The following is an 18,376-nucleotide window of genomic DNA, read 5'->3' on the forward strand; positions in this document are numbered from 1 at the left end:
CGAGCAAGTGCGGAATCCCCTACATTTTCTGCCATTGCCCTCAACTGGTTTTCCACAGTACTGTAAACAATGGCTTGAAGCCTGCTAAGTTTGCAGTCCCTCAATCATGACCTCCAAGTTACTAAAGGATAGCCACCCATGGCAAAATTAGTCGCATTTCATGAAGAGTCCCGGCGATCGCTCGAACGCGGAATTAATGCCCTTGCCGATGCCGTGAAAATTACCCTTGGCCCCAAAGGGCGCAACGTGGTGCTTGAGAAAAAGTATGGCGCACCGCAAATTGTTAACGATGGCGTGACGATCGCCAAGGAAATCGAACTGGAAGATGCCTACGAAAATACGGGTGCCCAACTGATTCGGGAAGTGGCCGCCAAAACCAATGATGTCGTCGGCGATGGCACAACCACTGCCACCCTCCTTGCCCAAGCCCTGATCCGTGAAGGCCTGAAAAACGTGGCTGCCGGTGCTAACCCCATTGCCCTCAAGCGCGGTATGGAAAAAGCGATCAAAACCATTGTCGAGGGCATTGCCGAAGTGGCCAAACCCGTTGAAGGGGATATGATTGCCCAAGTGGCCACCGTCTCTGCCGGTAATGACCCCGAAGTGGGAGCCATGATTGGTGAAGCCATGGCCAAAGTCGGCAAAGATGGCGTGATCACCATTGAAGAATCGAAATCCCTGAATACAGAAATGGAAATTGTTGAGGGGATGCAGTTTGATCGCGGCTACATTTCCCCCTACTTTGTCACCGATCCAGAGCGGATGATTGTTCAACTCAACAATGCCTATCTGCTGTTGACGGACAAAAAAATTACCAGTATCCAAGATCTGATTCCCACCCTAGAAAGAGTGGCTCGCAGTGGTCGTCCCCTCGTGATCATTGCTGAAGATGTAGAAGGCGAAGCCCTCGCCACATTGGTGGTGAATAAACTGCGGGGTGTCCTCAATGTGGTTGCCGTGAAAGCCCCAGCCTTTGGCGAACGGCGTAAAGCAATGCTCCAAGACATTGCCATTCTCACGGGCGGTCAAGTCATTTCTGAGGAAGTGGGACTGACCCTAGATGATGTGGAAATCACCATGCTGGGAGAAGCCGCCTCCGTCACCGTGACCAAAGACACCACCACCCTTGTGTCCGAGAAAGGCAATAAAGCCGATATTCAAAAGCGGGTCGAACAGCTCAAGAAGCAGTTGGCCGAGACCGACTCCGAATACGACAAAGAAAAGCTGCAAGAGCGCATTGCCAAGCTCGTGGGCGGCGTAGCGGTGATCAAAGTGGGGGCTGCCACCGAAACGGAATTGAAGGATCGCAAACTCCGCCTCGAAGATGCCCTCAATGCCACCAAAGCGGCAGTGGCTGAAGGGATTGTGCCCGGCGGTGGTGTGACCTTGCTTCACTTGGCCAGTCGCATTGATGCCCTGCTGCCTAGCCTCAGTCCCGAGGAACAAACGGGGGCACGCATTGTTGCCAGTGCCTTGGCAGCCCCGGTGGCTCAAATTGCTGACAATGCTGGTGTTGAAGGAGCCGTAGTCGTCGAGAATGTCCGTGCCGGTGACTTTAACTATGGCTTTAATGCTGCAACGGGCACCTATGAAGATCTCGTTAGTGCCGGTATTATTGACCCTGCCAAAGTCGTACGCTCTGCCCTGCAAAATGCTGGTTCGATCGCCGGCATGGTACTGACGACAGAAGCCCTTGTGGTCGAAAAACCGGAACCGAAACCGGCAGCTCCTGCGGATGGCGGTATGGGGGGCATGGGCGGCATGATGTAGGCTTACTGCCCCAATAGTTTGCTAGGTTCTCTCCTCTCTAACTGGGGGGAGGGTTTTTTATTGGTGGCTAAAATTGCAGGGCATTCTGCGTCACTTGGGCGATCGCCTGATCGGTGGCCTTGGGCAGATGGTAATACTTACCCCCTGCTTGCTGGGCCAATTCCTTGCCCATCCCCGTGGAGACAAACTTATTCTCGGTATCAATCACCAAGAGCTTCAGACCCAAGGCTTGAATTTTAGCGGCAATTTCCAGTACTTCCGCTTTGACATCGGGCTTGGTCTCCGGCGGAATAGTTTCGCCAAGGGAACGGCTCAGGGGGATATTGCCCCGACCATCGGTAATGGCCACAATCATCACTTGACCAATCTCACCGCTTTGCTTGGCATTCAAACCCACTCGCACCGCTTGGGTCAGGCCGTGGGCAAGGGGAGAGCCACCCCCACAGGGCAGGGTTTCAAGGCGTCGCCGCGCCGCTTCAATGGATCGGGTGGGGGGTAGGAGCACCTCTGCTTGCTCGCCACGAAAGGGAATCAGCGCCACCATATCGCGGTTTTGATAGGCTTGGGTCAATAGGCGTAAAACAGCGCCCTTGGCAGAATTCATGCGGTTCAGTGCCATGGAGCCAGAGGCATCCACGACAAAAATAATCAAGGCACCCGCTTTGCGTACCAAACGTTTAATTCGCAGATCACTGTTTTCAACAATGACGCGGCGTTGGGGTTGGCGTAGGCGACGGGATTTTTGGTAGGGAGCGGCGCTGCGCAGGGTGGCATCCACAGCAATTCGACCCCCTCGGCCACGGGGCAAAATGGGGCGGATATAGCGACCGCGATCTTGGGAGTAAATCAGGCTGCGACTCCCCGATTTCCCTTGGCGTTGGGTCAGTTGGGCAAAGTAGAGCACTGACTCATCCAAGACCGTGCCATCGGCCTCAAAGACAAATTCCTCAGGAATGGGTGGCGTTTCCTGCTGCTCTTCCGGTGGCGTCTCTGGCTCATCGGGTTCTTCTTCGGGGTTAGACTGCTGATTCTCCGGCGGGGGCGGTGGTGGAGGTGGGGGCGGTGGTTGCTCCGGCGGCGGTTCCAGTTGCGTGGCTCGCGGCACAATCACTAGTTCAACAGCGCGGCGTAGATCTTCGGCATTCACTTCACTGCGGCCATTCAGGGCAGCATGGGCTTTGGCCACCCGCACCGCAAAGAGTTCTGCTCGATGGCCTTGAACACCGCCCCGTAGGGCTTCGGTGACCAGATAGGCAATTTGCTGCCGTTGAATTTTTACCTCCTTGAGCCATTCTCGCGCCAGAATAATTTGGGTGCGCAGATCCTCTAGCTCAGCATCGTACTGCTGCAAAAAGGCTTGGGGCGAATCAGCAAATTGGGTGGCATGATCCACCGCTGCAACCCGCTCATCTAAGCCCAGAACCGTATCCGCCGATAGGGCGATCGCAAACCGGTCCAGCAGATGGGGCGGCACTTCTCCCTCATCGGGATTAAAGGTGGCAATCAACAGGGGACGACAGGGGTGATCCAGACTAATCCCCTCCCGTTCAATTGGGTTGCGCCCAGCACTCAGCACGGCCATCAGCACATTGGCCAATTGTTCATCCAAGAGATTGATTTCATCCACATAGAGCACGCCGCGGTGGGCTGCCGCCAAGAGGCCGGGCTGAAAGACCGCTTCACCCCGCTGCACCGATTGACTCACATCCACAGCTCCCAAGAGGCGATCTTCGGTGACCCCTAGGGGAATTTGCACAAAGGGGGCTGGAATCACTTTGGTGGTCAAAGGGACATCGGGATGACTTTGGCGCCAAGCCTGCAAGCGGCTATCCCAGTCTTGGGGACGTTCGGGATCGGGGTTGGCAATGATCGGTACTGGGATCTCCCCTTGATCAATGACTTCAATGGGGGGCAATAGGGCATGAATACCCCGCGCAAGAACAGATTTGGCAGTCCCCCGCCGCCCGGCAATGATCACCCCCCCCAAACCGGGATCAACGGCGGCCAACAGCAGGGCAAGCTTAATGGCTTCTTGACCAACAATGGCGGTAATCGGAAAGGGGGCGATCGCGAGCGTCATTGCATCCCTGTTGAAGGTAAACAGCAGTCGTCATCATCTATCTTACCGAGGGTGAAACCCTTTCCCGCCTCCTTGGCTAGACTGGAGTGAGAAATTGCGGCGAGATGACCATGAGGTTTGTTGGCTCCACCCTAGCGGCTGTTGCCCTATTGACGATGACACCACTGGCGGCACTGGCACGCCCCCTTTCCTGTCGCTCCTATGAAAGTACCTTTGTGGCCACGGAGACTCGTAGCTATTGGGTGAATATCTGTGGGGGCGATCGCCCCGCCTACTATATGGCACGACACAAGCAGGATCCGCGCCTATCAATTCGGCTGCCCCTGCGGGATTGGAGTCCTCAAGGGTACTATTTTGAAGCCGTCAATGGTGAGTACACGTATCTATTGACCAAAACACCCCGCGGGATGTTCTTGACCGTGAATCGTGGTACCCATGAGCTACTGCGGGAACCTGTTTTGGAGCCGTGGTAAGCAAAGGAGCCAAATTGGTTACAATGAGTTCTTGTTAGCTGAGGCCGCCCTATGGCAGAAGAGATTTTCAATACTGCGGTAATTACGTTTACCCTGGTTCTGGTTGGTTTAGGCGCAGGCTACCTGCTGTTGCGCTTGACTCCCGACGATTAGCCACCAAATGCCCCTACCCGGCAAAGAGCACCAGCCACAGGGGCAATAGAAGAATTAAGGCAAAGAGGCTGGTTAAAATCACACTGGCAGCGAAAGCCCGGTCCAAGTGATATACATCCGCCAGAATTAGGGTCATAAAGGCGGGGGGCATGCCAGCTTGGAGTACCATCCCTAGACGGGGCCGGCCGCTGATGCCTACGAGGGTTAATCCGAGACCCAACAGGAGCGGTACCAGTAGCATCTTAATCGTCAGACAGGGAATGATGCGTTCCCAGCGGAGCTTGAGGGGAGCCTCACCGAGGCAGATGCCCATATAGATCAATCCAGCAATCACCATTAACCACCCCAAGGTTAAAAGTCCCTGTTGGGCGATCGCGGGTAGGGGATGTTGTCGTAGCAGCAGTCCGATGCCGACACACCAAAGGGTTGGATTCCGGCCAATGTGCCACAGCAGTTTTGCGATGGAAATGGCGCGATCGCCAAAACTCGCCGCCACGCCAATGCCAGCACTATAGGAAATGAGGAGCGTCCCCATCAGATCAAAAAACAACGCCCAACTGAAGTGCTCTTGCCCCAGCAGTCGCCAAGTAATTGGAAAGCCAATAAAACCCGTGTTGCCCACCATGGTCGCCAAGAGAAAACTGCCCTGCTCCTGCCGCGTGTGAGCGGGATATTGCTGCAACCACAGCCACGCCAAGCTGACGCCGATCCCCATTCCTAGCCACGCCAATAGCGGAGCCAACGTACTGTGACCCGTAATCGGGGTGGTGACAATAAAACTAAATGCCGTTAGGGGCGTCCCCACCCAGAACAACCCTTGCGCCAGCCAAGCCCCCGTCGTTGGTGGCAAAAAACGGCTACTGCCATAGCCAATGCCCATGCACAGAAAGATTAATCCGTAGAGTTCAGCGAGGGTCGGCAGTAGGGTAAGGAGAATTTTCACGGGAAAAGCATACGCCTTGGGACAGGAATTCTGGCTTGACTTTGGCCAAAAAGACCAGCAGTGAAGCCGTGACCACTCCCTCCAACATAGCAAGGGGCAAATGGCCAATCCCAATCGCAGCGATCGCTAGCCATTCCCGCTGTTGATCCAAGGGTGCTGGCAGGCTCAGGAGAATCACTGCGCCAAATAAGAGAACAGCCAACAGCACAGCCCCCGCCCCAAGGATAAACCCGAGGAGCGATCGCCCCCTTGGCGGACAGCGATGCCACAGCCCCCGAAAAACAGCAGCGGCAAGGAGCGCTGGAATCCCCATGATCAGCGCATTGAGGCCCAAAGTCGTCAGACCGCCATGACCAAACATCACCGCCTGTAGAAATAATCCCACCACCACGGCTATCATTGCCCCTTCCCCCAAAAGAATCCCCAGACTGCCAAGGAACATGAGGTGCACACTGGCGGGAGGCAGCGGGATATAAACCGCAGAGGCGGTAAAAAAGGCAGCGGTTAATAGAGCTAATCGCGGCACGATCGCCAGCGGATCCACCGTTGCCCGCTGCAAACGGCGGCAAGACCACCACAGGAGACCACCGCTACCGGCATAACCCAGTCCACACCACAGGGGCGGCACTAAACCATCGGGGATGTGCATGACTACGACTCCACTGGCAGCCGCCGCCGCGACCAAGCAAAGCAAGCTGTGCCAATGGCACCCCAGAGCACTGCCAAGACCATGACCGTGATTTGTGCGGGAGTGTATTGACTCAGGGAAACCGTCCTTGGCGGTTCTGGGACGGCGGTAAGAGCAACCTCAGCCGTTGCTTGGGCATCGGTTGCTATCGGAATCGTGAGTAGGCCGCCATGTCCCCCTTGACGTACCTGCACCTGCCACTGACCGCGGCGATCGGGCACAAATTGAAACTCCCCTTGGGTATTGGTGGTTCCTGTTATTGCTGGTTCTTGGGGGCGATCGGGGGCAAAGACCTGTACCCTAGCATTTGCCATCGGTTCGCCACTGTCATAGCGCGCTGTAATGTGAATCACCTGTTGCGGTTTGTAGCGCAACTCAACCCCATGGGCAAGGGCTTGGGGAACTATCAGTCCTAAGGTAGCCACACTCGCTAAAACTGTTTTCATGAGGAAACCTCCCGACAGTGACCTTCGCCGACATGACCCAAACTCCGCAAAGCTGTCAGCAGTGTTTGAAATTCTTGGGGGCTGAGTTTTTGCTGTAATCCTGTCCAGTCAACCGTGACTCCCTCAGGAGTGCCTAGGGCAGCAAAGGGGTCAAAGCCTACCGCGTCGCGATTGATCTCCGCCGTTGCTGGTTCAGCGCCATCACCAAAAAGATGATCAAAGTGGAGCGTAATCTCTAGCTCAGCGGAACTGTTCGCTGTGACTATTCCCTTGCGTTCATCGCCAATGTAGTCGCCACAAACAAAGGCCAAGGGCTGATCCAACGTAATGTCAAAGGGGAGAGTGACATTGCCCCGCTGCGCTGTTCCCACCAGTTGTAAACTCGGTGCGAGGGTCTGCCACTGCAGGGCATTGAAGTGACCCACCGCCGCCGCAGCACTGCCTACAAGGGGACGCTGATCACTCACCAAATCCACCGTCATAGGATCGCTAAACACAACCGTCACTTCACTGTCGGGGCGATCGCCCGCCTCAGGATCAAAAGGGGGATGGGTTTGGTAGGCAGTCACCGTACCCAACGTCAAATAGACATGGTCAAGCTCGAGCTTCCAGCCATCTTTGCTTGTCCATCCCGTTTGCAAGCGCTCTTCACCATTGGCATAGAGCTGGAGAGTGCCCTTTTGCGAGGCGGGCGCACAACTGGCCAGTAGCACTGTACTGAAAATCGTGACTATCCCTAAACGTTGGTATAGATTCATTCCTTTGATCACGCCTGATCACGCCGAAAAAAGCCCCAGAAAGAGCACCCCTGTAGCTATTGGCAAAAGCAATAAAGACACTCTTCCTACCTTAGAAGGGGTGGCATTGGTTCTACAATGCACGGGAGGGGGATGGCGTGGCGGTATAGTGTCTTTACAGAGCGTGATGGAGCGAAAAATGAAACGGGTTTGGGGCTGGTTAGGACTTGTCCTCCTGCTGTGGGGACTGTGGACAGCGCCGAGTTGGGCGGGGTTACAAGACGATCGCTACGATGGGAATATCTTTGCTCTTTACGCCGGCAATGGCTCCTTAGTGCCACCAAAGGTCACCCTAGAGAAATCGCGTCAGAGCGATCGCGCCACATTGCTGCTGTTTTATGTGAACGATAGCCGCGACTGCAAGCAGTTTGCCTCCACCATTTCCCAGTTGCAGGGGTACTATGGTCGCGTCACCGATTTCATCGCTATTGATGTCGATGCCTTACCCTTTGGGGCGCAGTTCTCCGCCAATGAAGCGGGCTACTACTACAAAGGCCGGGTGCCGCAAACCCTGATTTTCGATCGCCAAGGCCAATTGCGGCAGGAATTTATCGGTGTGGTGCCCTTTGAAACCCTCGATGACACGTTTCGGGAAGTGTTTGATTTGCTGCCGAGATCGCAATCTCTGGAACTGCGGCCGCGCCCTGTGAATGAAATCAATGTGGAACTGGTGCCCCCGCCACCTGTCAAAGGGAAGAAGCTGGCCAACGAAACGGTAGAGTAATAGTGAGCTTTGCAGTGAGGTACAAGATAGCGAGGTACAAGATGGAGTTACCCACCCTACAGGAACGTCTAGCAGTTGTTTTGGCGAAACGGGAGAGCCTCAAAAAGCTCTTGGAACTCCCCGGTCATGGCACCCTCACCATTGACATTGAATCCGCCCTCGCCGAACTCGATGAATTGATTAGCGACTTCAAGCGCACGTTTCCAGACCTCGACATTCCTGCCTAGGAGGTTCACGATGGTGGAGATTACCAGTCGTTGGGTCAAGGTGGTCAATGGCGATCTGCTGATTGATGCCTACTTAGCCGAGCCTGTTGCCCCCGGCCGCTATCCGGCAGTGATTGTCTTTCAGGAAATTTTTGGCGTCAATGCCCATATCCGCGATGTGACCGAACGTATTGCCCGCGAAGGCTATGTGGCGATCGCCCCCGCCATTTACCAACGCTTTGCCCCCGGCTTTGAAACGGGCTACACCGCCGCTGATATTGATTTGGGGCGGCAGTACAAAAACCAAACCAAAGCCGAGGAACTCCTTAGTGACACCCAAGCGACCATTGCCTATCTGCGCGGCCTTGAAAATGTGGATGGGGATGCCATTGGTACGATTGGCTTTTGCTTTGGCGGTCATGTGGCCTATCTGGTGGCTCAGTTACCGGACATTAAAGCCACGGCCTCATTCTATGGCGCCGGGATGACAACCATGACCCCCGGCGGTGGCCTACCCACCATTGAAATCACACCGAAAATTCGCGGCACGCTCTATGCCTTCTTTGGCGATCGCGACCAAAGTATTCCCATGGAACAGGTGAAGCAAATTGAAACGGCGCTGCGCCACCACGGCATTCGTCACCACATCTTCATCTATCCAGCGGATCATGGCTTCTTCTGCGATCAACGGGATAGCTACGATGCAGCAGCAGCACGGGATGCGTGGGAACAAGTCAAAGAACTCTTCAACACCGTCCTACGGCAGCAACAGTGACCCTATCTTTACAGAACCTTTACATTTGACGCAGTTGCAGCGGAATGGGTTCAATACAAAGGGCTATAGTAAAAGTAGATTGCGTGTTCCCCATCGCCTAAACAATGCCAAAGGCAGTTGCCAAGCTTTAATATTCTTTTAAGTCATGTTCTTTATCCCCGCTGTTGCTGTCTATGACTACTCCTACCCACAAAGTTCTGCTGAAGCAGGGATCCCTTGTTCTCAAGCAGTGCAAAAAAGCCCTTCTTGAACGAGATATGGCTGTCCTTCAGCAGCAGGCACGCATTTTACAAGTTGCAGCAGTGGCATCCCGGCAAACGCTGATTGAGGCAGAAGCACGGCTCTTGGAGCAGGCAGCCCAGCAAAATCAACCCCGGCGAGCAGCGGAAATTCTGATGAAAATCAAAGAATGCTTGGTTGCCCTAGCGGGGGATCAACGTGACTTTGACAGCCTGCCAGGCGTGGCAGCAGAGACTGAGGCACCTGCGAAAAAGCCCCCCTTTATCCAGCGTCCCCATGATGACAGCTACACGAAACGCTTGGGGAACTATCTGGTTGAAGCAGAATTGGTGACACCCGCACAAATTGAAGTTGCCTTAGCCGATCAGCGAGCCACAGGGGCAAGACTCGGCGATATTTTGGTAGCACGGGGATGGCTGCGCAAGGGCACGATTGAGTTCATCATGGAGCGCGTGGTCTTACCCGATCGCCGTCGTCAGGAGGCAGAAACTCCCTCTTCGCCATCAACCTCTCCCGCAGCTCAATCGCCCCGCACACCCCCCGCCCCTGGTACGTCAGTGAATGACCGGGCAACCTTCATTGATACCAGCCACTTAAATTCTCTGTAGGTTTGGTGGCAGTGGCGATCGCGTATTCTCCGAAGGTTTTGGAACGGGGCGATCGCGCCCTGCGCTGTAGTCCCTTTTTGCCCCTCTTGTTTCAGACAATGCAGCAGCGGAGTGTGGCACTCCTAGAAATTGTGGGCGAAGCGGGTCTTCAATCGGGATTCACGCGATCGCCCTTGCCTGTGCTCCTAGCAGAAGCAGAGTTGGACTGGTTGATCCGCGTCGGTTTACTGCGCCGCGAAGTGGATGGCCAAGGCCTCACCGATCGCTATCGCCTCACTCCCTTGGGGCAACAGTTGATTCAACGTTATCGCCAACCCACATGGGCGGCCTCTTGGGGCGATCGCTGGCGCAATCAACTCAGCCGCTGGTGGGGAATGTAACGGTTCTGTAACGACCTGTAACGCATCGGTGATTTTCGCTACCATGCTTTATGAGTGCCGTTAGCAAGAGCGAGACGCAGCTTTTTATGGTTAATACCGTCGCCAAACCAGAGTTTGAAGAACTGCGGCCGGGCATTAAAGCCCCCGCCAAGGAAACCATCCTCACGCCCCGCTTCTATACCACTGACTTTGAAGCGATGGCCAATATGGACATTACTGAAAACAAAGCAGAACTTCAGGCCATCCTTGAGGAATTCCGCTGCGACTACAACCGCCACCACTTTGTGCGGGATGCAGAATTTGAACAGTCTTGGGATCACATTGATGGCGAAACCCGCCAGTTATTTATTGAATTTTTGGAGCGCTCCTGCACAGCGGAATTTTCTGGCTTTCTCCTCTACAAAGAACTCAGCCGCAAGCTCAAGGATCGCAACCCCCTATTGGCGGAATGCTTTGCCCTGATGTCTCGCGATGAAGCCCGCCACGCTGGCTTCTTGAATAAAGCGATGGCCGACTTTAACCTATCGCTGGATCTTGGCTTTTTGACGCAGCACCGCAGTTACACCTACTTTGAACCGGAATTCATCTTCTACGCCACCTACCTCTCCGAGAAAATTGGTTACTGGCGCTACATTACGATCTATCGCCATCTGGAGAAGCACCCCGAACATCGCATCTACCCCATCTTCCGCTTCTTTGAGAACTGGTGCCAAGATGAAAACCGCCACGGTGACTTCTTTGATGCCGTGATGCGTGCCCAGCCGCAAATGCTGGATCGGCCGCGCACCTTCTGGCAAAAGATTAAGGAAATTCCCCTGTCCCTCTCGGGTAAGAAATGGGCACGCTACTTCATGGTCTGCTGGTTACCGCCGAAACTGTGGTGCCGCTTCTTCCTGCTCTCGGTCTTTGCCACAATGTACCTCAACGATTTGCAACGGGCGAAGTTCTATGCTGCGATTGGCCTAGATGCCCGCGAGTATGATCGTGAGGTGATTGCCAAAACCAATGAAACCGCAGGCCGTGTTTTTCCGGTGATTCTCGATGTCGATCATCCAGAATTTTATCAGCGGTTAGAGCGGTGTGTCGAAAACAATGCCAAGCTGACAGAAATTAGCAAGCAAAATGGCGGTTTTCTGAAGAAACTTCCCCTCTATCTCTCGAATGTGTGGCAAATGATCAAGTTGTTCTTGATCCCCGCCAAGGCACCCACAACGGCGGCGGTGCGTTAATTTCCTCTGCGGCTTAAAAATATACTGATCTCCATGGGTTACGTCTGCGGGCGTAACCTTTTTTTCACTTTTCCTACAATTGATGTCCGTATTATTACGGAGTGTTGCGGGAGTATGAAAAGAATCTAAAAGCACTTTTGACCACTGGGGATCGCTAAAACCTGCTTCCTAGGCCTCTTTGACCCTGTGATCGCTGCAAAAGTCGCTGAGGACAATTTCATAGGATGGAAGGTAGAGAGCCTAAAGATTTTACTTCGGAGTTGATCCCCGCGATGGACAGCCCAATTCTCACTCCCACAACTTGCCGCTTTTGCCGCTTCTATTATTCCGAAGGGCGGCGTGGTGGTACCTGTGAAAAACTGAATGTGCCGGTGCGGGGGTTTTGGCGGGCCTGTCCCTTGGCGGCAGCCATCCCTAGCCGTGAACATCAGCCAGCGATCGCGACAAGCCCATCAACCACTGCTAGGGCGGTGAGTGCGTCCGTATTTTTCTTTGAGGATGATCCCGAAGCCATTGAGTGACCTCAGCAAGGGTGGGTTGACCAGCGATCGCCCCCCGTTTTGTCGTCACGAGCGCCCCCACCACTGTGGCAAATTCTAAACAAGCAGCCTGCCATTGGGGGTCACGGTAGGTTTCCGGGCTGCCCTGTAATAATTGGGCAATCCAACCCGCAACAAAGCCATCGCCGGCACCAGTGGTATCCACAACGGGCATGGCGGGTGGTTGTAATTCCCCTTGATTTTCGTGCCAGCAGTAGTGAATAGTTTGATCCCCGTCAGTAATAACCACGGCATGGTCAGGTGCCGTCCCCCAAAGGGCACGATAGACAACTTGGGGATCACTGTCAGAGAAAAATAATTCCGCCTCTTCCTTGGCCAGTTTCAGGAAATGCGCCTGTGCTAAAAAAGGACGAATGCGTTCAGGAGCAGCACTCGCATCCCGCCAGAAGATTGGTCGCCAGTTGGCATCAATGAGAATAAAGGCACCGTTTTGCCGCAGTTGCTGGACTAGATGTTCAATGGTGGTGGCGGTGGGTTCACTGGCTAGTCCGAGCGTGCCGGTGACGAAAAATTGTGCCCCAGCTAGGAACGATGGCGAGACTTGCTGGCCAGAGAACTGCATATCGGCAAAGACAGAAGTTCCCGCTGGCGCAAATCCCACAAACTGGCGATCGCCCCCCACCAATTGAACGCGCACTTGCCGCGTCGGCACCCCAGCGACCCGCTCGACTGCTTCGATATTGACGCCCAAAGCGGCTAATTCGGCACAGGCTTGCTCCCCTAAGGCATCGTCCCCCACAGCCCCCAAAAAGGCCGCACTCACCCCCAACTTCACCAAACCACAGGCCACATTGGCCGGGGCACCCCCCAGAAAACACTGCGGGGGATCAGGGGGCACTTCTAAACAGTCAAAGAGGACTTCGCCAGCACAGAGGACAGTGGGTTGGGACATCGCTAATGATTCGCTATAGGGCAATTTAGTTTTTTCTATTGATCCCTAGCCTAGCGATCGCTAGGGGAGTGTGTCAAAATGGTAGCAATTCCAAGATCGAGGGACACTGCAACCGTGTTTGTTCTCAGTGGTTACGAGTATTTTCTTGGCTTTTTGATTATCTGTGGTCTGGTACCCGTACTGGCTTTAGCTGCCTCTGCGCTATTGCGTCCCAAATCCGGGCGGATGATCCGCTTGACGACCTACGAATCGGGGATGGAACCCATTGGTGGCGCGTGGATTCAGTTCAATGTGCGCTACTACATGTTTGCCCTCGTCTTTGTCATTTTTGATGTGGAAACGGTCTTTTTATATCCTTGGGCGGTGGCCTTCCATCAGTTGGGCTTACTGGCCTTTATTGAAGCCTTGATTTTCATTGCCATTCTGGTCGTGGCTCTAGTTTATGCGTGGCGCAAACGTGCCCTCGAATGGTCTTGAGTGAGTTGATTGCCTTTAGGTTGGAGCAGCGAACATGAGTGACACCCCCGAAGCCCCCATTGTTGAAGCTGGCTCTGTATGCCGCCTTCTCCAGTCTCAAAACCTGAGTGTGGAATCCCTCGGTACCGATGCCTCTGGCGTAGAAATCATCAAAGTGGATCGCGATCGCCTGCTGGCGGTGTGCCAAGCCCTCTATGCCGACGGCTTTAACTATTTGCAGTGCCAAGCCGCCTATGATTCGGGTCCCGGCCAAGACTTGGTGAGCACATACCACCTGATCAAGCTCAGTGATAATGCCGATCGCCCCCCAGAGGTGCGGATTAAAGTCTTTGTCCCTCGGGATGATGCCCGTGTGCCTTCCGTCTATTGGATTTGGAAAACCGCCGACTGGCAAGAGCGGGAATCCTACGATATGTTTGGCATTGTCTATGAGGGGCACCCAAATTTGAAGCGCATCCTTATGCCCGAGGATTGGGTGGGCTGGCCGCTGCGCAAAGATTACATCACCCCTGACTTCTACGAGTTGCAGGAAGCCTACTAAGCTCCCTTGGTTCCCGCTGATGCTGCCTATTGGTACAGTTGGTCACAGGTACCCGGCCTTGGCTCGGTGTTACTCAAACGCCTCTGGCAGCACTTTGGCGATTTGCAAAAGGCTTGGGAAGCCCCCCTAGCTGCCTTGGCAGAGGTGGAAGGAATTGGCCCAAAGCTCCAAGGGGCGATCGCCCACTATCGTCAGCAGTGCCAACCCCTAGCTCTCTACGAGCACCACTGCCAGCAAAATCCCCACCATTGGGTGCTGAGTGACCCTCGCTATCCACCACTGCTGCGCGAAATTCCCGATCCGCCGCCCTTGCTCTACTATGGCGGGACTCGCATTTTAGAAATTCTCAGTCAATCCACACCAACTGTTGCCATTGTCGGCACCCGTGATCCTTCAGAATATGCGCAGCGTTGGGCGCACAAGCTGGGGTATGCCCTTGCCCAAGCTGGGTTTATTGTTGTTTCCGGCATGGCCGCAGGCATTGATGGCGCGGCGCATCGCGGCTCTTTAGAAGCTGGAGGTGCCACACTGGCCGTCTTAGCCACGGGTGTGGATATGATCTACCCACCGGAAAATCGTTCGCTTTATTACCAGATTCGTGAACGCGGGGGATTCTTGAGCGAGTATCCTAGGGGCGTGGGTGCCGATCGCCCCCAATTTCCCCGTCGCAACCGCATCATTGCTGGTCTGTGCCGTGCGGTGATTATTGCAGAGGCTCCCTACAAATCCGGTGCCCTGATCACTGCTCGCTATGCTGCCGAGTATGGTCGTGATGTCTATGTGCTGCCGGGGCATCTCGATAACCACCGTGCCAAGGGTGCCCTGAGTCTGGTGAATCAAGGGGCACAGATTATCTTGGGAGAAGAAGCTCTCCTCGAACAATTGGGGCATACACCCCCCCTCGATCCAACACCCTTCTCAGCCCCACCGCCAACGCTATCGCCCCCCCAGCAACAGATTCTCGAGGCGATTCAACAACTGAGCCAAGGCAGCAATAGTGTTGCCTTTGATGACATTGTGCAGCGCGTACCCTTGGAAACAGGGGTGGTGATGGCAGAACTAATGCACTTGGAGCTAACGGGTTGGGTCGAGCAGCAGCCGGGGAATCGCTATCGCAAAACTAGCCGTTAAAGTTTCATCAATAAATCTTGGAGGGTAAAATGACAAACTCCCAGAACCTACAACATCCCCGTGAAGCCCAAGATCGGTTAGTCCTCGAGCGCTTGGGACAAGAGGGCATCAGTGATTACAACTTGGCGGAATTGGGGCGATTGCTGATTCGCTATGATGGCTTCCCCGGTGCCGAAACCAATAAGAAGTTAATGGCAGAGCTGCTAGAAAAATGGCAACTCACGGAGGAAGAACTGTTTGAGCGTACCCGTGCCATTCACGCTCGCGGCGGTGTTTACAAGCTGGGCAGCAATAAACGGGAGGATTGGACTTAGATTTCTTTGCCGTAGAGGCGATCAAGGGTACGAAAGTCCTTTTCTGCTTCTTGCCAAAGGAGTCGGTTATCCGGATCGGCTTTCAGCGCGCGATGCAGGTATTCCCGTGCCGCTTGGGGTTGGCGATCGCGAATGAGTTGCCTCGCCCAGCACTGATAGGTGACGGCTTGCCACTGGCGTACTTCGGCATCTTGAGGCAGCCGACTGGCCAACCCTTCCACAAGGGATATGGCACGTTGATAGCAGCGATATTTGAGAAATTCCTGAAGTTGGCGATAGCTAGCGTGCTTCAGTTCAATCTCAAAGGCAGAGAGAGGCGGCGGTGGCTGCGGTGGGCGAGATTGGGGTTCTGATTTAACAGGGGTAGGCCGAAAGGTGGGCAGTCCTCGTACTAATTTTTCATAGGCCTGTTGGAGGAGAATAAACTTCTCATGGGCAGTGCGATCGCCGGGGTTGACATCGGGATGATAGCGTCGTGCTAGCCGTCGGTAGGCGGATTTCACTTGAGCTAAGGACGCCCCTTGTGGCAACTCCAGAATGCGATAGCACTCTTCTAAATTCATTCCGCAGGGCACAACATGACATCTGCTTTGCATTGTCGGATGTTCACTTCGGTTCTGCAACCAATGTCCTACGCTGGAATCAAGTGAAACATGCGGAGTAGCCCCAGCGTGGAGTCGGCGCACATTTTAGGGACACGGATTGATGTCACCACCTACAACCAAGCCTGTGATCTAATCGCTGAGTGGATTGCTCAAGGCAAGGGGGGCTATGTGGTTGCCGCGAATGTTCATGTGGTGATGACGGGGGTGTGGCGATCGCCCTTTCAACGGGTGGTGAATGGTGCCCAACTGGTGACCTCTGACGGCATGCCCTTGGTGTGGGGCTTACGGCTTTTGGGCTTTCCGCAAGCAGAGCGGGTCTATGGTCCGGATTTGATGCTGGCGTTGTGCGATCGCGCCCAAGAGGAAGGCTGGCGTATTTTCCTCTATGGCAGTGAACCCCTCGTGTTAGAGCGGCTGCAACGAAATCTGCGAGAGCGCTTTCCCAAGATGCAGTTTGTGGGTGCCTACGCGCCTCCCTTTCGTCCTTTGACCCCTGAGGAGGAGGCCAGCGATCGCCAGCGCATTCTTGATAGCGGTGCTGATCTGGTTCTTGTCAGCCTTGGCTGTCCCAAGCAGGAGGAGTGGATGGCTCGCCAAAGCCCTTTTCTGCCCATTGTCTTGGTGGGTGTGGGAGCGGCCTTTAATTTTCACAGTGGCGTTGTGGCGCAAGCGCCTCGCTGGATGATGGCGATCGGTCTGGAGTGGCTCTTTCGACTCCTGCAAGAACCCCGCCGCCTCTGGCAACGCTATCTGCTGAACAATCCCGCATTTGTTGTGCTTTTTGCCGCTCAACTCCTGCGTTACTGGCTAGGCCGACGGCAAGGCAAGAGACTGTCCTAGGGTTTGCAAGGGAGAGCGTCCCACCTGTTGCTGTGCCCACTGAAGGCTTTGCTGCAATCGAGTCACCAAGGGCAGAGATTTTGCTTGGGGAGCAGTCTCAAAGTAATGGATCAAACTCAAGCCACTCAAGCGCAACACATAGGCTGCCGTTGCCCCCTGTAAACAGCTCCCTGCCAAATAGGTGAGGGAATTGCCCTTGAGCCACTGTCCTAGGGATTGGGTGCCCAGTTCCACAGCCCCCAACTGCACCATTAGCCGCAATAGCTCCTTGGCAAGGGGTTCAGCATCCGCCAAGCGAAAGGAGCGTTGGTAGATTTGACCGAGATCCCACGTGAGGCGCACCAATAGCCCCCCGGCCATGACGAGATCCAGAAGCGGAAGAGGATTCACTGCCGTTGCCGCCGCTGCCAGCCATTGGTAGCGTTCAATGATCGGGGTGGCTCGTTCTTGGCGATACTGGTTGAGGGCGGATTGCGCCTGTTGATGGAGTTGTTGGGCACGGCGATAGGTGCCGGCTAAGACCAGATTCGCTCGCTGTTGGGTGAGACAGTGCAGCACTGCGGAGGTGAGTTCTTGGGGATTGTGGGGTGTAAAGGGAATGAGTTGATCTTGTCCAATCTGGAGTTGTTGCAGTTGCTGCTGTAAATGCACTGCCACGCGATCGCAAAGCGCGCCCTTCGGGCGATCGCGCTCCTGCACCATTTCTGGATACCACACCACAAGAACGTGATAATGGCTTGCTTGCAATACCCGCAGCATCTCAAACTCACTGGCGGTAAGGGCACCCGTTACGGTCAAAAGCACTAAGTCTGCCTGGGGCACCGTTGCCAATGTTTGCTGCTGAAACGTACAGCTATCGAGGGGTAGGGTAGCGACGGCATCGTACACCCGATTGAGAGCATAGGCCGATTGCCCGAGAACACACACCTCAACCGTTGGGCTATCTAACCGCTGTTGGAGTTGGCTGTGGGCTGATTGTAGGGAGGCTTGGCGCTCTATGGGAAGTTCCTGCAAAAGGCTCCGCGTGTCTGCCAGTTGCTTTTCCAGTAATTGAGGATGCAGAGAAGGTTGAGGGGGAGCCGGGTTTGGCGCAGCGGGCGATCGCCGCCAGTACCAATAGCCCAACCCTAGACCAAGAATCAGCAGCCATCCCCACGGATGGTCATTCACCCAGCCACTCAACAACAAGAGAATAATGGCGGCAGCAACAGCCATGTCCTTGTACCCCAAGCAAATCCTTTGTTTGTTAGCTTACCGTGACTGGTGAGCAGCACTCAAATTCCCAAGGCTCGAGGAAATGCAGCCTGAATTTTCTGTCCGCCTATGAAGGTTTCCCCACCTGCTGCGCGAGGATCTGGGGGACATGTTCAAACGGAATCCCATTAAATCTGTTGCATAATCACGCGATCGCCACAGGAATTTAGACAGGGCGCGGCCTTCAATGGGTGGCTCTTGTCAATTCAGGAACGAAGGGGACTATGTTAGCAATCCTCCGATGCGCTTC

General features: G+C 54.6%; 23 protein-coding genes. 15 read left to right on the top strand and 8 right to left on the bottom strand.

All coding sequences use genetic code 11. The features are described from left to right. The first annotated feature begins 138 nt into the window (after nt 1-138). Nucleotides 139-1,770, top strand: a complete 1,632-nt coding sequence (groL, locus tag RHJ02_RS04060) for a chaperonin GroEL (RefSeq protein ID WP_206201182.1) — start codon at nt 139-141, stop codon at nt 1,768-1,770. Between the two features lie 67 nt (nt 1,771-1,837). On the opposite strand, the gene bchD is transcribed toward groL, so the two are convergent. Then, nucleotides 1,838-3,850, bottom strand: coding sequence for a magnesium chelatase ATPase subunit D (bchD, locus tag RHJ02_RS04065; RefSeq protein WP_310800486.1), 2,013 nt, complete (start codon nt 3,848-3,850; stop codon nt 1,838-1,840). Nucleotides 3,851-3,960: 110 nt separating this feature from the next. Between bchD and RHJ02_RS04070 the strand changes: the two genes are divergently transcribed. Continuing rightward, entirely contained in the window at nt 3,961-4,323 is a 363-nt protein-coding gene (locus RHJ02_RS04070) for a hypothetical protein (RefSeq protein WP_310800487.1), read from the top strand. A 51-nt stretch (nt 4,324-4,374) separates the two neighbouring features. Next, complete coding sequence (gene petM / locus RHJ02_RS04075) at nt 4,375-4,476, top strand: cytochrome b6-f complex subunit PetM (RefSeq protein WP_011057256.1); 102 nt, start codon at nt 4,375-4,377, stop codon at nt 4,474-4,476. A gap of 13 nt (nt 4,477-4,489) precedes the next feature. On the opposite strand, the gene RHJ02_RS04080 is transcribed toward petM, so the two are convergent. From RHJ02_RS04080 to RHJ02_RS04095, 4 genes are read right to left on the bottom strand one after another with little or no spacing between them, the layout of a single operon-like run. After that, a complete protein-coding gene (locus RHJ02_RS04080) occupies nt 4,490-5,419 on the bottom strand; it encodes an AEC family transporter (protein ID WP_206201185.1) in 930 nt (309 codons plus the stop codon). Next, nucleotides 5,382-6,113, bottom strand: coding sequence for a cobalt transporter CbiM (cbiM, locus tag RHJ02_RS04085; RefSeq protein WP_310744860.1), 732 nt, complete (start codon nt 6,111-6,113; stop codon nt 5,382-5,384). Before cbiM ends, RHJ02_RS04080 begins: the two co-directional genes overlap by 38 nt. Beyond that, complete coding sequence (locus RHJ02_RS04090; protein WP_310744861.1) at nt 6,071-6,553, bottom strand: carboxypeptidase regulatory-like domain-containing protein; 483 nt, start codon at nt 6,551-6,553, stop codon at nt 6,071-6,073. Before RHJ02_RS04090 ends, cbiM begins: the two co-directional genes overlap by 43 nt. After that, nucleotides 6,550-7,311 carry a DUF4382 domain-containing protein gene (locus RHJ02_RS04095; protein ID WP_310800488.1) on the bottom strand — a complete coding sequence of 254 codons (762 nt, stop codon included), beginning with the start codon at nt 7,309-7,311 and terminating at the stop codon, nt 6,550-6,552. Before RHJ02_RS04095 ends, RHJ02_RS04090 begins: the two co-directional genes overlap by 4 nt. A 178-nt stretch (nt 7,312-7,489) precedes the next feature. Between RHJ02_RS04095 and RHJ02_RS04100 the strand changes: the two genes are divergently transcribed. The 7 genes from RHJ02_RS04100 (at nt 7,490) to RHJ02_RS04130 (ending at nt 12,033) form a co-directional block, all read left to right on the top strand. Beyond that, the gene (locus tag RHJ02_RS04100; RefSeq protein WP_225901648.1) at nt 7,490-8,074 is read left to right on the top strand and encodes a thylakoid membrane photosystem I accumulation factor; all 585 of its coding nucleotides are present in this window, start codon (nt 7,490-7,492) and stop codon (nt 8,072-8,074) included. Between the two features lie 41 nt (nt 8,075-8,115). Next, nucleotides 8,116-8,301, top strand: coding sequence for a hypothetical protein (locus RHJ02_RS04105; protein WP_149820101.1), 186 nt, complete (start codon nt 8,116-8,118; stop codon nt 8,299-8,301). Between the two features lie 10 nt (nt 8,302-8,311). Then, nucleotides 8,312-9,055: a dienelactone hydrolase family protein gene (locus RHJ02_RS04110; protein WP_310453300.1), complete on the top strand. Its 744-nt coding sequence runs from the start codon at nt 8,312-8,314 to the stop codon at nt 9,053-9,055. 173 nt (nt 9,056-9,228) lie between these two features. Beyond that, entirely contained in the window at nt 9,229-9,903 is a 675-nt protein-coding gene (locus RHJ02_RS04115) for a hypothetical protein (RefSeq protein WP_310438472.1), read from the top strand. A gap of 11 nt (nt 9,904-9,914) precedes the next feature. Next, nucleotides 9,915-10,283, top strand: coding sequence for an Npun_F0494 family protein (locus tag RHJ02_RS04120; RefSeq protein ID WP_302678931.1), 369 nt, complete (start codon nt 9,915-9,917; stop codon nt 10,281-10,283). Nucleotides 10,284-10,369: 86 nt separating this feature from the next. Further along, entirely contained in the window at nt 10,370-11,512 is a 1,143-nt protein-coding gene (gene acsF, locus RHJ02_RS04125; RefSeq protein ID WP_149820092.1) for a magnesium-protoporphyrin IX monomethyl ester (oxidative) cyclase, read from the top strand. A gap of 272 nt (nt 11,513-11,784) precedes the next feature. Further along, nucleotides 11,785-12,033 (top strand): hypothetical protein, encoded by a 249-nt coding sequence (locus RHJ02_RS04130; RefSeq protein WP_190278043.1) that lies wholly within the window; start codon nt 11,785-11,787, stop codon nt 12,031-12,033. On the opposite strand, the gene RHJ02_RS04135 is transcribed toward RHJ02_RS04130, so the two are convergent. Then, nucleotides 11,975-12,964 carry a carbohydrate kinase gene (locus RHJ02_RS04135; RefSeq protein ID WP_310800489.1) on the bottom strand — a complete coding sequence of 330 codons (990 nt, stop codon included), beginning with the start codon at nt 12,962-12,964 and terminating at the stop codon, nt 11,975-11,977. The two genes, RHJ02_RS04130 and RHJ02_RS04135, sit on opposite strands and share 59 nt — an antisense overlap. 114 nt (nt 12,965-13,078) lie before the next feature. Between RHJ02_RS04135 and ndhC the strand changes: the two genes are divergently transcribed. From ndhC to RHJ02_RS04155, 4 genes are read left to right on the top strand one after another with little or no spacing between them, the layout of a single operon-like run. Further along, the gene (gene ndhC / locus RHJ02_RS04140) at nt 13,079-13,441 is read left to right on the top strand and encodes a photosynthetic/respiratory NAD(P)H-quinone oxidoreductase subunit C (protein WP_149820086.1); all 363 of its coding nucleotides are present in this window, start codon (nt 13,079-13,081) and stop codon (nt 13,439-13,441) included. A 34-nt stretch (nt 13,442-13,475) separates the two neighbouring features. After that, entirely contained in the window at nt 13,476-13,982 is a 507-nt protein-coding gene (locus RHJ02_RS04145) for an NAD(P)H-quinone oxidoreductase subunit J (RefSeq protein ID WP_310800490.1), read from the top strand. A 6-nt stretch (nt 13,983-13,988) separates the two neighbouring features. Further along, a complete protein-coding gene (gene dprA, locus RHJ02_RS04150; RefSeq protein ID WP_310744864.1) occupies nt 13,989-15,113 on the top strand; it encodes a DNA-processing protein DprA in 1,125 nt (374 codons plus the stop codon). A 29-nt stretch (nt 15,114-15,142) separates the two neighbouring features. Further along, on the top strand, nt 15,143-15,427 hold the full coding sequence (locus RHJ02_RS04155) for a DUF3288 family protein (protein ID WP_206201194.1): 285 nt from the start codon (nt 15,143-15,145) through the stop codon (nt 15,425-15,427). Here the strand turns inward: RHJ02_RS04155 and RHJ02_RS04160 are convergent. After that, the gene (locus RHJ02_RS04160) at nt 15,424-15,990 is read right to left on the bottom strand and encodes a J domain-containing protein (protein WP_225901650.1); all 567 of its coding nucleotides are present in this window, start codon (nt 15,988-15,990) and stop codon (nt 15,424-15,426) included. The genes RHJ02_RS04155 and RHJ02_RS04160 overlap by 4 nt on opposite strands. Nucleotides 15,991-16,098: 108 nt before the next feature. On the opposite strand from RHJ02_RS04160, the gene RHJ02_RS04165 reads away from it, so the two are divergent. Further along, nucleotides 16,099-16,872, top strand: coding sequence for a WecB/TagA/CpsF family glycosyltransferase (locus RHJ02_RS04165; protein WP_255521499.1), 774 nt, complete (start codon nt 16,099-16,101; stop codon nt 16,870-16,872). Here the strand turns inward: RHJ02_RS04165 and RHJ02_RS04170 are convergent. Further along, complete coding sequence (locus RHJ02_RS04170) at nt 16,840-18,087, bottom strand: YcjF family protein (RefSeq protein ID WP_206201197.1); 1,248 nt, start codon at nt 18,085-18,087, stop codon at nt 16,840-16,842. The genes RHJ02_RS04165 and RHJ02_RS04170 overlap by 33 nt on opposite strands. Nucleotides 18,088-18,376: the final 289 nt, after the last annotated feature.

Origin of the sequence: Thermosynechococcus sp. TG215 (assembly GCF_031583455.1) — a bacterium.
GTDB lineage: Bacteria > Cyanobacteriota > Cyanobacteriia > Thermosynechococcales > Thermosynechococcaceae > Thermosynechococcus.